13 protein-coding genes are annotated in these 12,467 nt (G+C 51.6%); 9 read left to right on the forward strand and 4 right to left on the reverse strand.

Annotated elements, in window-relative coordinates; translation table 11 throughout:
* Positions 1-300 precede the first annotated feature (300 nt).
* A complete protein-coding gene (locus HV346_RS18105) occupies positions 301-1,338 on the forward strand; it encodes a LacI family DNA-binding transcriptional regulator (protein ID WP_181620630.1) in 1,038 nt (345 codons plus the stop codon).
* Here the strand turns inward: HV346_RS18105 and lysA are convergent.
* On the reverse strand, positions 1,308-2,570 hold the full coding sequence (gene lysA / locus HV346_RS18110; RefSeq protein ID WP_181620631.1) for a diaminopimelate decarboxylase: 1,263 nt from the start codon (positions 2,568-2,570) through the stop codon (positions 1,308-1,310). The genes HV346_RS18105 and lysA overlap by 31 nt on opposite strands.
* Positions 2,571-2,694: 124 nt before the next feature.
* Here lysA and HV346_RS18115 point away from each other — a divergent pair, with 124 nt between their 5' ends.
* Positions 2,695-3,654, forward strand: coding sequence for a LysR family transcriptional regulator (locus HV346_RS18115; RefSeq protein WP_181620632.1), 960 nt, complete (start codon positions 2,695-2,697; stop codon positions 3,652-3,654).
* Here HV346_RS18115 and HV346_RS18120 read toward each other — a convergent pair.
* Together HV346_RS18120 and HV346_RS18125 are read right to left on the reverse strand one after the other, a co-directional pair.
* Positions 3,647-4,195, reverse strand: coding sequence for a flavodoxin family protein (locus HV346_RS18120; RefSeq protein ID WP_181620633.1), 549 nt, complete (start codon positions 4,193-4,195; stop codon positions 3,647-3,649). The two genes, HV346_RS18115 and HV346_RS18120, sit on opposite strands and share 8 nt — an antisense overlap.
* A gap of 41 nt (positions 4,196-4,236) precedes the next feature.
* The gene (locus tag HV346_RS18125) at positions 4,237-4,662 is read right to left on the reverse strand and encodes a DoxX family protein (RefSeq protein ID WP_181620634.1); all 426 of its coding nucleotides are present in this window, start codon (positions 4,660-4,662) and stop codon (positions 4,237-4,239) included.
* 179 nt (positions 4,663-4,841) lie between these two features.
* Between HV346_RS18125 and HV346_RS18130 the strand changes: the two genes are divergently transcribed.
* Positions 4,842-5,240, forward strand: coding sequence for a helix-turn-helix domain-containing protein (locus HV346_RS18130; RefSeq protein ID WP_181620635.1), 399 nt, complete (start codon positions 4,842-4,844; stop codon positions 5,238-5,240).
* A 34-nt stretch (positions 5,241-5,274) separates the two neighbouring features.
* Here the strand turns inward: HV346_RS18130 and HV346_RS18135 are convergent, their stop codons facing one another.
* Entirely contained in the window at positions 5,275-5,967 is a 693-nt protein-coding gene (locus HV346_RS18135; protein ID WP_181620636.1) for an aspartate/glutamate racemase, read from the reverse strand.
* Positions 5,968-6,102: 135 nt separating this feature from the next.
* Here HV346_RS18135 and HV346_RS18140 point away from each other — a divergent pair, with 135 nt between their 5' ends.
* The 6 genes from HV346_RS18140 (at position 6,103) to HV346_RS18165 (ending at position 12,401) form a co-directional block, all read left to right on the forward strand.
* Positions 6,103-6,426 (forward strand): cupin domain-containing protein, encoded by a 324-nt coding sequence (locus HV346_RS18140; protein ID WP_181620637.1) that lies wholly within the window; start codon positions 6,103-6,105, stop codon positions 6,424-6,426.
* A 554-nt stretch (positions 6,427-6,980) separates the two neighbouring features.
* A complete protein-coding gene (locus HV346_RS18145) occupies positions 6,981-7,871 on the forward strand; it encodes a sugar ABC transporter permease (protein ID WP_181620638.1) in 891 nt (296 codons plus the stop codon).
* Complete coding sequence (locus HV346_RS18150) at positions 7,864-8,766, forward strand: carbohydrate ABC transporter permease (RefSeq protein WP_181620639.1); 903 nt, start codon at positions 7,864-7,866, stop codon at positions 8,764-8,766. Before HV346_RS18145 ends, HV346_RS18150 begins: the two co-directional genes overlap by 8 nt.
* Before the next feature lie 12 nt (positions 8,767-8,778).
* On the forward strand, positions 8,779-9,906 hold the full coding sequence (locus HV346_RS18155) for an ABC transporter ATP-binding protein (RefSeq protein WP_181620640.1): 1,128 nt from the start codon (positions 8,779-8,781) through the stop codon (positions 9,904-9,906).
* 13 nt (positions 9,907-9,919) lie between these two features.
* Positions 9,920-11,206, forward strand: a complete 1,287-nt coding sequence (locus tag HV346_RS18160) for an ABC transporter substrate-binding protein (RefSeq protein ID WP_181620641.1) — start codon at positions 9,920-9,922, stop codon at positions 11,204-11,206.
* A gap of 67 nt (positions 11,207-11,273) precedes the next feature.
* Complete coding sequence (locus HV346_RS18165; RefSeq protein WP_181620642.1) at positions 11,274-12,401, forward strand: oligogalacturonate lyase family protein; 1,128 nt, start codon at positions 11,274-11,276, stop codon at positions 12,399-12,401.
* The last annotated feature ends 66 nt before the right edge of the window (positions 12,402-12,467 follow it).

Below are 12,467 nucleotides of genomic sequence, written 5' to 3' on the forward strand. Positions count from 1 at the left end.
AGGGTAATACCTCAGTAAAAGGGCTTTTATTGGATAAGGTGTACAGCCTGCTTCTATTGGCATACCAAAAATAGCTTCACAGCGCTCATGGTTCTGTGATTAAGCTCTCAACACCACAATAGGTATTCCAAATAATGATTTATGACTACTTTGGCATACCACTTATCCTCATTCATTCTGCTCCGGTTTACCGCGACCGAAAAGCGTGATCATGGTGGGGATTTTGCCCTCCCCATCCCGCGTATGTGCCTGACGGTCTGTGATAAACTGCAGACCATTACGTGGAAGCAGGAATTATTCATGGCAACAATGCTGGATGTCTCATTACGGGCGGGCGTGTCGAAAGCCACGGTATCGCGCGTGTTGAACGGCACAGGTCAGGTTAAAGAGAGTACGCGTCAGCAGGTATTTCGTGCGATGGAAGAACTGGGCTATCGTCCCAATTTTCTGGCGCGATCCCTCGCCAACCGTACCAGCAACAGCATTGGCCTGGTGGTCTCTACTTTTGACGGCTTTTACTTTGGTCGTTTGCTGCAACAGGCGTCACGTCAGACGGAAACCCACGGCAAACAGCTGATTGTGACCGATGGCCATGATGCGCCTGAGCAGGAAGAACTGGCGGTTCAAATGCTGGCCGATCGCAAGTGCGATGCCATTGTGCTTTACACGCGCTACATGAGCGAAAAAGCGATCATGAAGCTTATCCATACCGTACAAACCCCGTTAGTCGTCATCAACCGTGAGGTAAGCCAGGCGGCGGATCGCTGTGTCTTTTTTGAGCAGCAGGATGCTGCATTTAAAGCGGTGGATTATCTGATAAGCCAGGGTCATCGCGAAATCGCCTGTATGACAGTGCCCATTCATACCCCAACCGGTAAAGCGCGTCTGATGGGCTATCGTAAGGCACTGGAGAAACACGGTATTCGCCTGGATGAGCGGCGGGTGAAATACGGTGATGCGGGAATGACACGCGGCTATGAGCTGTGCAAAGAGTTGATCGCTGAAAATGTCCCGTTTAGCGCCCTGTTTGCCTGTAATGATGATATGGCGCTCGGTGCGTCCAAAGCGTTACATCAGGCCGGGTTACGCATTCCGCAGGACATTTCACTGTTTGGTTTTGACGATGCCCCCAGCGCAAAATGGCTGGAACCTGCACTTTCATCGGTCTATCTGCCCATCGACAGTATGATTGTTACCGCTATCGACCAGGCAATCCGGCTGGCAAAAAACCAGCCGGTCGAAACGATCCCGCCTTTCACCGGTACGCTGGTACTGCGTGATTCGGTAACAACGGGACCTTATTTCAGTCAGAAAAGCTCCAGCGCCAGTAACTCCTGAATGGTCTGGCGACGGCGAATCAGCCGCGCCACGCCGTGATCAAACAGCACTTCTGGCAGTAGCGGGCGGCTATTGTAGTTAGAGGACATCGACGCACCATAAGCCCCTGTATCGTGAAGCACCAGGTAATCACCTGGCTTCACTTCCGGCAGCGCGCGGGTTTCCACTTTTCCGCCTTCCTGTTGCGTAAACACGTCGCCCGATTCACACAATGGACCCGCGACAACCGTCTCAACATGCGGGGCTTGCGTTAAATCGCGGCCATCTCCGGCCAGGGCGGTAATGTGGTGATAGCTACCGTACATCGCCGGGCGCATCAGATCGCTAAATCCTGCATCGATAAGCACGAAATGGCGCGACCCCATCTCTTTCACACTGCGAACTTGCGCCACCAGCACGCCAGACTCCGCGACCAGGAAACGCCCCGGCTCAATTTCAAGCTTCACAGGATGACCAAGATGGGCGGCGATTTTATCGCGCGCAGCACTCCACAGGCCATAGTAGTGCTCGGTATCGATCGCCTCTTCCCCTTCGCGGTAGGGAATGGAAAGGCCGCCACCGGCTGAGATCGCCTCCAGATCCTGACCAAAGTCGATCACCTGGCGCACCATTGCGCCGCAGACCTGCTCAAGATGACCATAATCCACGCCGGAGCCGATATGCATATGAATGCCTACCAGCGTCAGGTTGTAGCGCTGCAATACCTCCAGTGCGGCGGGCAGATCGCTGTACCAGATACCGTGCTTGCTGTTTTCCCCGCCGGTATTGGTTTTCTGACTGTGGCCGTGACCAAAGCCTGGGTTAACGCGTAACCAGACACGGTGACCTGGGGACATTTTGCCAAGCTGTTCCAGCATGTCTACAGAACCTGCATTCACCGGAATACGTAATTCATGCACCCGCGCCAGCGTCGCGTCATCAATCAGATCAGCAGTAAAGACTATCGCATCGCTGTCGCCTTTTGGATCGTAACCCGCAGCCAGCGCACGTTCGATTTCTCCCAGTGATACCGAATCCACTTTTACGCCCTGCTCACGCATCAGACGCAGAATATGGATGTTGGAGCAGGCCTTCTGCGCAAAACGCACCACGTCAAACTGATGCAGCGCCGCAATCTTCTCACGGACAATCTGCGCGTCATATACCCAGACAGGGCAGCCGAATTCAGCAGGAAGGCGCAGTAAGTTGTCGGCGTTTAAATCGGTATCAGTCTGGTTGAGTGGGCGTGGCATGGTCTTCTCCGGGTATGTCATTTTTTTTATGATTACGCCACAGCATGAAGAGAATAAAAAATATCGTTTTATCGCGAGTCTATGCAAAAATGATATGGAGTGCATTTTCGCCACCAGGAACCTTATGCCCGCCGTCAACTTACGCCATATCGAGATTTTTCATGCGGTCATGACCACCGGAAATCTCACCGAAGCTGCACAGATGCTGCATACCTCTCAGCCGACAGTCAGCCGCGAACTGGCGCGCTTTGAGAAAGTGCTCGGGCTAAAGCTGTTTGAACGTACCCGCGGTCGTCTTCACCCGACGGTGCAGGGGTTGCGCCTGTTCGAGGAAGTGCAACGCTCCTGGTATGGGCTGGATCGTATCGTTAGCGCAGCAGAGAGCCTGCGGGAATTTCGCCAGGGTGAGCTGTCCATCGTCTGCCTGCCCGTGTTCTCCCAGTCATTCCTTCCCTTGCTGCTACAGCCTTTTCTTGCTCGCTACCCGGAGGTGAATCTCACGATTGTGCCGCAGGAATCCCCCCTTCTTGAAGAGTGGCTCTCCGCTCAGCGCCACGATCTCGGTCTGACGGAAACCCTGGCAACCCCTGCGGGTACTGCCCGCACGGAATTGCTGTCATTAGATGAAGTCTGTGTGTTGCCTACAGGACACCCGCTGACCCACAAACGTGTCCTGACCCCTGCCGATTTTCAGGGCGAAAACTACATTAGCCTGTCGCAGACCGACAGCTACCGGCTGTTGCTGGATTCGCTTTTTGCAGAGCATCAGGTGAAACGGCGTATGGTGGTTGAAACGCACAGTGCGGCGTCAATTTGCGCCATGGTGCGTGCAGGTGTGGGAATTGCGGTTGTGAACCCGTTAACGGCGCTGGATTATGCAGGAAGCGGGATTGTGATCCGCCGATTTAGCGTCTCCGTCCCCTTCACGGTGAGCCTGATCCGCCCGCTGCATCGCCCGGCATCTGCGCTGGTTGATGCTTTCAGCGAGCATTTGCAGGGAGGGTTGAGCACACTGACCACACAGCTGGAAAATGTGCTCAACAGCACGCCCGACTCAACGCCGGGCGTCAGCAAACTCAGTTAAAACGTTTTGCGACAGACGCCACACGCTCGCCGAATTTGACTGCGGTATCCAGATCGCCAGTGGCGATCGCACCTGCGTCTGCATCTGACGGAGACTGTACCAGCAGACCGACTGAGCCACCCAGGTTGTTAATGTCCTGACGCGTAGAAGCCAGTGTGTTTGCCGGAGGAAGGCCCAGGCTCACCCAGATCCCGCCATGTTGAGACGCCAGCGTTTGCAGGTACTGCAGCGAAACCTGTTTGTCACCGTTCAGGCTCGCACTGTTGCTGAAACCGGCAAACACTTTGTCCTGCCAACTGCGAACGAACCAGGCTTTAGAGGTCGCATCAGCGAACTTCTTGAACTGCCACGGCACGCTGCCCATATAGGTTGGCGCACCAAAAATAATGGCCTTCGCATCGTTCAGTTTTTGCCAGTCGCTTTCCTGAATATCACCATTGCTGTCAATCGCGATCAGTTCAGCCTTCGCCCCTTCTGCAACCGTTTCGGCTACGCGTTTAGTATGACCGTAACCAGAATAATAGATAACTACAACGCTCATGGTATATCTCCTGATGCAATATTGCTTTGAAAGTCAGTTAATTAAGCCTTGCGCGATACAGCATATTTTCCCGCGCCGAGGAACATAATGCACAGCCCACCCAGAAAATAGAGCGCTTCACTTTCGAGCGCCCATGCCCCCACATCCGTCAGCGAGAAGAATTTCCCCATTCCCACCAACAGCGTGGCGACAAGAATATTGAAGGCATAGATAAATGCAGCCGGACGTGTCAGCCAGCCGATAATGATCAGCACAGGGGTGATGATTTCACCGATAAAAACGCCATAGGCAATAAAGCCTGGTAATCCCTTTTGTTCGAGTAGCGCAGAAATCCAGCCTACACCGTGGTCAATCTTCGCCACTCCATGAAACAACATCAAAATACCGAATGTCAGACGTAGCAACAGGCGGCCAAAATCCGGGTGGTTGGTATAGCGAGTAAATACGGCATCAATAGTATTCAGCATAGTGAATTTTCTTATTTGTCAGCGTGCTATCAAACATTCAACGAACAGCATCGGTCTCCCGAGTTGCCATTTTCGGTTCCCTGGTATCAAATAGAAACCTTACGTCGTTTTATACACGCAAACATTCACTTGCGTAAGAAGGCACTTTTACCTCACCTGGTTACCTCGAGGGAACCACCATGACCGACACCGAAATCGTAAAAACGGATATGCCGCCTTATAACGTCTTCGATGAACGCTGTCCGACACGCGACGTACTGGCACGCATTGCTGACAAGTGGGCTTTATTAATCCTGGCTCGTCTGGAAAACGGACCGATGCGCTTTAACAACTTACAACGGGATATTCAGCGAATTACCAAGAAAGTGCTGACTCAGGCACTGCGCAAGCTGGAACGTGATGGACTGGTTTCTCGGGCCGTGTTCGCCACCGTTCCGGTCACTGTGGAATACAGCCTGACGCCACTGGGCCAGGCGTTAACCGAAACGGTCACGGTGCTGGCCCACTGGGTGGAAAGTAATATGGATGCAATTGTGGCAGCGCAGTCAGCGTATGACGCGGCCAATGCCTCCGCCTGACATACTGGCCGGGTCATGCCCGGCCAGACGTTGCTCAGGAGAGCATAAACTCGACGGCATCCGCCGCATGAATAGCGGCCGTATCAAAGACCGGGATTGGGCTACGCTCAACCGGGACTAGCAGGCCGATTTCAGTACAGCCGAAAATCACCCCTTCAGCCCCTTGCCGCGCGAGTTTGTCGATCACGTTGACGTAGTATTCGCGAGAAGCCTCGCTGAAGGTTCCCAGGCAGAGTTCATCAAAAATGATCTGATTGATCCGCGCCCGATCTGCATCATCCGGAACCAGGCTTTCAATGCCAAACTGGCTGCTCAGTCGACCGCGATAAAAATCCTGCTCCATGGTGTAACGCGTGCCCAGAAGCGCCACACGTGACAAACCTGCTGCGGTAATCGCACGCCCGGTGGCATCCGCAATATGCAGAAAAGGCAGCGGGCAGGCGTCTTCAATGTGCGACGCCACTTTGTGCATAGTGTTGGTACACAGCAGAATACCCTGCGCTCCGGCACGTTCCAGCCCCAGAGCCGCTTGCGCCAGTATGTCACCCGCTTTGTCCCACTCACCTCGCGACTGGCAGAGTTCGATTTCGTGGAAATCAACACTATGCAGTAACAGGCTGGCCGAATGCAGTCCACCAAGACGCTGCTTCACCCCTTCATTAATCAGGCGATAATAAGGAATGGTTGACTCCCAGCTCATTCCACCTAACAGACCGATCGTTTTCATACTGGCTCCTTTATGTTTCTTCCAGTGAAGCAAACTTGTGATCCTGTTTCCAGTTCTTTGGCTATCCGTTTCTTTTTAACTCATGGTGATATAAATTAAATGAAACATTGTTTCATTAGATAACAGGACCGAGATATGTTTATTTTTCACAAAGAGACGACGCTTGACGATCTGGGCAATGGCGTCACACGCCGAATTTTGGCACACAACGGCAAGATGATGGCGGTAGAGGTGAACTTTGAACAAGGCGCAATTGGCCCGATGCACAACCATCCGCATGAACAGTTGACCTATGTGCTTTCTGGAGAGTTCGAGTTCACCATTGGCGATGAAAAGCATGTGGTGACGGCAGGCGATACCCTCTACAAAGAGCCACATATTATGCACGGCTGCGTCTGCCTCAAACCAGGTACGCTGCTTGATACCTTTACCCCTGTCCGCGAAGATTTCCTCAAATAAGTCAAAAGGGCGATGCTTCCACTCGCCCTCTCCTTCTTTTTCCCGTTCAGCATGCCACTGCACTGACCAGATAAAAAAGCCAGAATTCTCTCAATAGGTATCAGCTTAAATGTGATGCCGAACTATCAACATTAGTAGTTAGCATCCAGCGGTTATCATTGTTATTGATCATCACACTGCCATCAAAACGCACTCTTACTGACTGACCTGGTCATACCCGGCCTGAGTAAAAAGTGCCACCTTCCTCACCTTATTGAAACAGCGTTTCGACCTCGATCACATTTCCATCATTAAGCGAATGACGTAGAAATAAATAGCAATAAAATAAAATAAAACGATGTTTTAGTATTCGAGAACAACAGTTCGAGTGTTTTTAAAACCCTGACAGGGCATGTCAGTAAAAACTCAAGAAATGTTCCGAAAAACAGAAGGTAAAGGGAGTAACCACAACGCGCGTCATACCGAATACATCTCCCCAGGCTTTCCCAAAGGCGTGGGGCAACAGCATCACAATCGGATTCCGTTTTAAACCATTGATTGCCAGGTAGGTATGTATGAATGAAAACAAAATGCTGGGGCTAGCGTGGATATCACCCTATATAATCGGGTTGATAATCTTCACCGCGTTTCCCTTTGTTTCATCTTTCTTTCTCAGTTTTACTGATTACGATTTGATGAGTCCTCCGGTGTTTAACGGCATCGAAAACTATCGCTACATGTTTACTGAAGACACGCTCTTCTGGAAATCCATGGGTGTCACTTTTGCATATGTATTTTTAACGATTCCGTTGAAACTGGCATTTGCACTGGGCATTGCGTTTGTTCTTAACTTTAAATTACGCGGCATCGGTTTCTTCCGTACTGCTTACTATATTCCATCCATTTTGGGTAGCTCCGTTGCGATTGCCGTACTGTGGCGTGCACTGTTTGCTATTGATGGCCTGCTGAACAGCTTCATCGGCGTGTTTGGCTTCGATGCCGTGAACTGGCTCGGCGAACCCTCTCTGGCGCTGATGTCCGTGACCTTACTGCGCGTCTGGCAGTTTGGCTCTGCGATGGTGATCTTCCTCGCGGCACTGCAAAACGTTCCACAGTCTCAGTACGAGGCGGCAATGATCGACGGGGCATCTAAATGGCAGATGTTCATGAAAGTGACCGTTCCGCTGATTACCCCGGTCATCTTCTTTAACTTCATCATGCAGACCACGCAGGCGTTCCAGGAATTTACCGGACCGTATGTAATCACCGGCGGGGGACCCACTTACTCCACTTATCTGTTCTCGCTTTACATCTACGACACCGCGTTCAAGTACTTTGACATGGGTTACGGCGCTGCACTGGCCTGGATCCTGTTCCTGGTAGTCGCTGTCTTTGCCGCTATCGCCTTTAAGTCCTCGAAATACTGGGTGTTCTACTCCGCCGATAAAGGAGGCAAAAATGGCTGATATTCAACAACTCTCCACGGCGCGAAGCATCGCAGAGCGCGAAGTTGCCCGCACGCTGCGCAAGGAGAAAATCAACGCCAGTATCCGCTATGTGATCCTGCTGTTTGTGGGTCTGTTGATGCTCTACCCGCTGGTCTGGATGTTCTCCGCGTCGTTCAAACCGAACCACGAGATATTCACCACATTGAGCCTGTGGCCAGCACACGCAACCTGGGATGGCTTTATTAATGGCTGGAAAACCGGGACCGAGTACAACTTTGGTCATTACATGCTTAACACCTTTAAGTATGTAATTCCTAAAGTCATTCTGACCATTATTTCCTCCACCATCGTGGCGTATGGCTTTGCCCGCTTCGAAATTCCGTGGAAGAAATTCTGGTTCGCCACGCTCATCACCACCATGTTACTGCCGAGCACCGTACTGCTGATCCCACAGTATCTGATGTTCCGCGAAATGGGCATGCTGAACAGCTATATGCCACTGTACCTGCCGCTGGCATTTGCCACTCAGGGGTTCTTCGTCTTCATGCTGATTCAGTTCCTGCGCGGCGTACCGCGTGACATGGAAGAAGCGGCGCAAATCGACGGCTGTAACTCCCTTCAGGTGCTGTGGTATGTGGTCGTGCCGATTCTGAAACCGGCCATTATCTCTGTCGCACTGTTCCAGTTCATGTGGTCAATGAATGACTTTATCGGGCCGCTGATTTATGTCTACAGCGTGGATAAATACCCGATTGCACTGGCTTTGAAAATGTCCATCGACGTCACCGAAGGTGCGCCGTGGAACGAAATTCTGGCAATGGCGAGCATCTCCATTCTGCCATCTATCATTGTCTTCTTCCTGGCACAGCGCTACTTCGTACAGGGCGTAACCAGCAGCGGAATTAAAGGTTAAGAGGGAAATATCATGGCTGAAGTTATCTTCAACAAACTGGAAAAGGTTTACTCCAACGGCTTCAAAGCGGTACATGCTATCGACCTTAAAATCGCTGAAGGGGAGTTTATGGTGATTGTCGGGCCATCCGGCTGCGCCAAATCCACCACCCTGCGTATGCTGGCGGGTCTTGAAACCATCAGCGGCGGCGAAGTTCGCATTGGTGAAAAAATCGTGAACAACCTCGCGCCTAAAGAGCGTGGGATTGCGATGGTGTTCCAGAACTATGCACTTTATCCACACATGACGGTGCGCGAAAACCTGGCCTTTGGTCTTAAGCTGAGCAAGCTGCCAAAAGACCAGATCGAATCTCAGGTTAATGAAGCGGCCAAAATCCTGGAGCTGGAAGAGTTGCTGGACCGCTTACCTCGCCAGCTTTCTGGTGGTCAGGCACAGCGTGTGGCCGTGGGCCGCGCGATTGTGAAAAAACCAGATGTGTTCCTGTTTGACGAACCGCTGTCCAACCTGGATGCCAAACTGCGCGCCTCAATGCGTATCCGTATCTCTGACCTGCACAAGCAGTTGAAGAAATCAGGCAAACCGGCTACCACCGTTTACGTCACTCACGATCAGACGGAAGCGATGACCATGGGCGACCGTATTTGCGTGATGAAACTCGGTCACATCATGCAGGTAGATACCCCGGATAACCTCTACCACAAGCCAAAGAATATGTTCGTTGCGGGCTTTATTGGTGCGCCAGAGATGAACATTCGTGCCAGCAAACTGGTGGAACAAGAAGGTCGTCTGCATATCACTATTGGCAATGAAACCATGCCGTTAAACGAGCAACAGCAGGAAAAAGTTGCTCGCTACAAAGATCAGGATCTGTTCTACGGCATTCGCCCGGAATTTGTCTCCCTGTCCGACGAACCTTTTGCCGAGGGTGGCTGTAGCGGCGAGATGGTACGTGTCGAAAATATGGGTCATGAATTCTTTGTGTACCTGAAAGTCGCAGACTACGAACTGACTGCCCGAATTCCTTCTGATGAAGCTAAACCGATGATTGATAAAGGTCTTCATCGTAAGGTGTATTTCAAGTTTGATATGAATAAGTGTCATATTTTTGACGCAAAAACTGAACAGAACATCTCTCTCTAATGGAGTTATAAAAATGAAAAAAGTGCTTTTAAGCGCCGCTATCTCCGCTACCCTGGGACTTACCGCTCTGCCATCGATGGCGAAAGATGTTGATTTACGTATGTCCTGGTGGGGGGGCAATGGCCGCCATCAGGTGACGCTGAAGGCGTTAGAAGAGTTCCACAAACTGAATCCGGATATTACCGTGAAAGCGGAATACACCGGCTGGGACGGTCACCTTTCCCGTCTGACCACCCAGATTGCGGGCGGTACTGAGCCAGACGTGATGCAAACCAACTGGAACTGGTTGCCGATCTTCTCGAAAAACGGTGACGGCTTCTACGACCTGAACAAAATGAAAGATGTGATCGACCTGACGCAGTTCGATCCCAAAGAACTTCAGTCCACCACCGTTAACGGCAAACTGAACGGGATCCCGATTTCAGTCACCGCACGCGTCTTCTATTTCAACGATGAAACCTGGAAGAAAGCGGGCGTTGAATACCCGAAAACCTGGGATGAGCTGATGGCGGCGGGTAAAGCGTTCGAAAGCAAACTCGGCAAACAGTACTACCCTGTTGTCCTGGAGCACCAGGACACACTGGCGCTGCTGAACTCTTATATGATTCAGAAGTACAACATTCCGGCGGTTGATGAGCAGGCGAAGAAATTCTCGTACAGCAAAGAGCAGTGGGTGGAGTTCTTCCAGACATACAAAAAACTGGTTGATAGCCACGTCATGCCAGACACCAAGTACTATGCGTCGTTTGGTAAGAGCAACATGTACGAAATGAAACCGTGGATCCAGGGTGAATGGGGCGGTACGTACATGTGGAACTCCACCATTAACAAGTACTCCGATAACCTGAAGCCACCAGCCAAACTGGAACTGGGTAACTACCCAATGCTGCCGGGTGCGACGGACGCAGGTCTGTTCTTTAAACCTGCCCAGATGCTCTCGATTGGTAAATCCACCAAAAACCCAGAAGCAGCGGCCAAAGTCATTAACTTCCTGCTGAACAGCAAAGAAGGGGTTGATACGCTGGGCCTTGAGCGTGGTGTTCCACTGAGTAAAGCAGCAGTGCAATTCCTGACGGAAGACGGCACGATCAAAGAGAGCGACCCGTCTGTTGCCGGTCTGCGCCTGGCACAGTCCCTGCCAGCCAAATTGTCCGTATCGCCTTACTTTGATGACCCGCAGATCGTCGCGCAGTTTGGTACTTCTCTGCAGTACATCGACTATGGCCAGAAAACGGTAGAAGAGACCGCAGCAGACTTCCAGCGTCAGGCTGAACGTATCCTGAAACGAGCAATGCGCTAAGTCCTATCCATCATAAATACCCTGCCGCTTTTGCGGCGGGGTATTTTTTTATCTCAAGGAGAGAAAAATGAAAGGCAAAATCATCCCGCTGAATTTTCGCACACGCCTGGACAGTGAAACCGGACACGAAGTGATACGGATGACGCCCCCGCACATTATTTGTCACCGTAACTACTTCTATCAAAAATGTTTTACCCGCGATGGCAGCAAACTGATTTTTGGCGGTGCGTTTGAAGGGCACTGGAATTACTACCTGCTGGATATTGCGCAGCAACAGGCGACCCAACTGACCGACGGTGCAGGCGATAATACCTTTGGCGGTTTTTTATCGGCTGACGACCAGTCCCTGTGGTACGTCAAAAATAACCGTGAACTGAGACTCGTCGATCTTGCCTCGTTCGAAGAACGGATTGTGTACGAGGTCGATGACGAGTGGGTGGCTTACGGAACCTGGGTCGCAAACACCGACTGTACCCGGCTGGTCGGTATCGAAATCAAGAAAAGTGACTGGCAGCCGCTCACCGACTGGAGCAAATTCCGCGCCTTTTACTTTACGCAACCCGAATGCCGCCTCATCAATATTGATTTACGGACAGGTGAAAGACGCGTGATGTTGCAGGAAAAACGCTGGCTCGGACACCCTCTCTATCGCCCGTTTGACGATAATACCGTCGCCTTTTGCCATGAAGGGCCGCGTGATGCGATCGACGCCCGTATGTGGCTGATTAATGAAGATGGCAGCAACGTGCGCAAAGTTCGTCAGCACGCGCCGGGTGAAAGCTTTACCCATGAGTTCTGGGTTCCGGATGGTTCCGCACTTTATTACGTTACCCACAAGGAAAACGATCCACAACGCTATCTGTTCAGTGCCAATCCGCAAACACTGGAGAACCGCCAGTTGATGGCTATTCCGCCTTGCTCTCACCTGATGAGTAACCACGACGGCTCGCTGATTGTTGGCGACGGTGCGCCGCACAACACCGGCGATATTAGCCTGAACGATCCGTTTATCTGGGTATTTGATATTCGTGCGGGAACGCAGAAAGCGATTTGCCAGCACAACACCAGCTGGAAAGTGCTGGATGGCGACCGCCAGGTGACGCATCCCCATCCGTCGTTCTCGCCGGATAACAAATGGGTTCTGTATACATCTGATGAAGAAGGAATGCCTGCACTTTACCTGTGTGCGGTCTGACGTTCTTGTTCTCCCCCTCTCCCGGCCAGAAAGGAGGAGAACTGTATGCCCGGTAAACGTACGCTA

Origin of the sequence: Enterobacter sp. RHBSTW-00994 (assembly GCF_013782625.1) — a bacterium.
In the GTDB taxonomy this organism is placed as follows: domain Bacteria; phylum Pseudomonadota; class Gammaproteobacteria; order Enterobacterales; family Enterobacteriaceae; genus Enterobacter.

What these genes read in the sequence shown, in the direction of transcription:
- HV346_RS18160 (WP_181620641.1), top strand. Translation starts at nt 9,920, where the DNA reads ATGAAAAAAGTGCTTTTAAGCGCCGCTATCTCCGCTACCCTGGGACTT.
- HV346_RS18150 (WP_181620639.1), top strand. Translation starts at nt 7,864, where the DNA reads ATGGCTGATATTCAACAACTCTCCACGGCGCGAAGCATCGCAGAGCGC.
- lysA (WP_181620631.1), bottom strand. Translation starts at nt 2,570, where the DNA reads ATGCCACGCCCACTCAACCAGACTGATACCGATTTAAACGCCGACAAC.
- HV346_RS18145 (WP_181620638.1), top strand. Translation starts at nt 6,981, where the DNA reads ATGAATGAAAACAAAATGCTGGGGCTAGCGTGGATATCACCCTATATA.
- HV346_RS18140 (WP_181620637.1), top strand. Translation starts at nt 6,103, where the DNA reads ATGTTTATTTTTCACAAAGAGACGACGCTTGACGATCTGGGCAATGGC.
- HV346_RS18105 (WP_181620630.1), top strand. Translation starts at nt 301, where the DNA reads ATGGCAACAATGCTGGATGTCTCATTACGGGCGGGCGTGTCGAAAGCC.
- HV346_RS18125 (WP_181620634.1), bottom strand. Translation starts at nt 4,662, where the DNA reads ATGCTGAATACTATTGATGCCGTATTTACTCGCTATACCAACCACCCG.
- HV346_RS18135 (WP_181620636.1), bottom strand. Translation starts at nt 5,967, where the DNA reads ATGAAAACGATCGGTCTGTTAGGTGGAATGAGCTGGGAGTCAACCATT.
- HV346_RS18155 (WP_181620640.1), top strand. Translation starts at nt 8,779, where the DNA reads ATGGCTGAAGTTATCTTCAACAAACTGGAAAAGGTTTACTCCAACGGC.
- HV346_RS18120 (WP_181620633.1), bottom strand. Translation starts at nt 4,195, where the DNA reads ATGAGCGTTGTAGTTATCTATTATTCTGGTTACGGTCATACTAAACGC.
- HV346_RS18130 (WP_181620635.1), top strand. Translation starts at nt 4,842, where the DNA reads ATGACCGACACCGAAATCGTAAAAACGGATATGCCGCCTTATAACGTC.
- HV346_RS18165 (WP_181620642.1), top strand. Translation starts at nt 11,274, where the DNA reads ATGAAAGGCAAAATCATCCCGCTGAATTTTCGCACACGCCTGGACAGT.
- HV346_RS18115 (WP_181620632.1), top strand. Translation starts at nt 2,695, where the DNA reads ATGCCCGCCGTCAACTTACGCCATATCGAGATTTTTCATGCGGTCATG.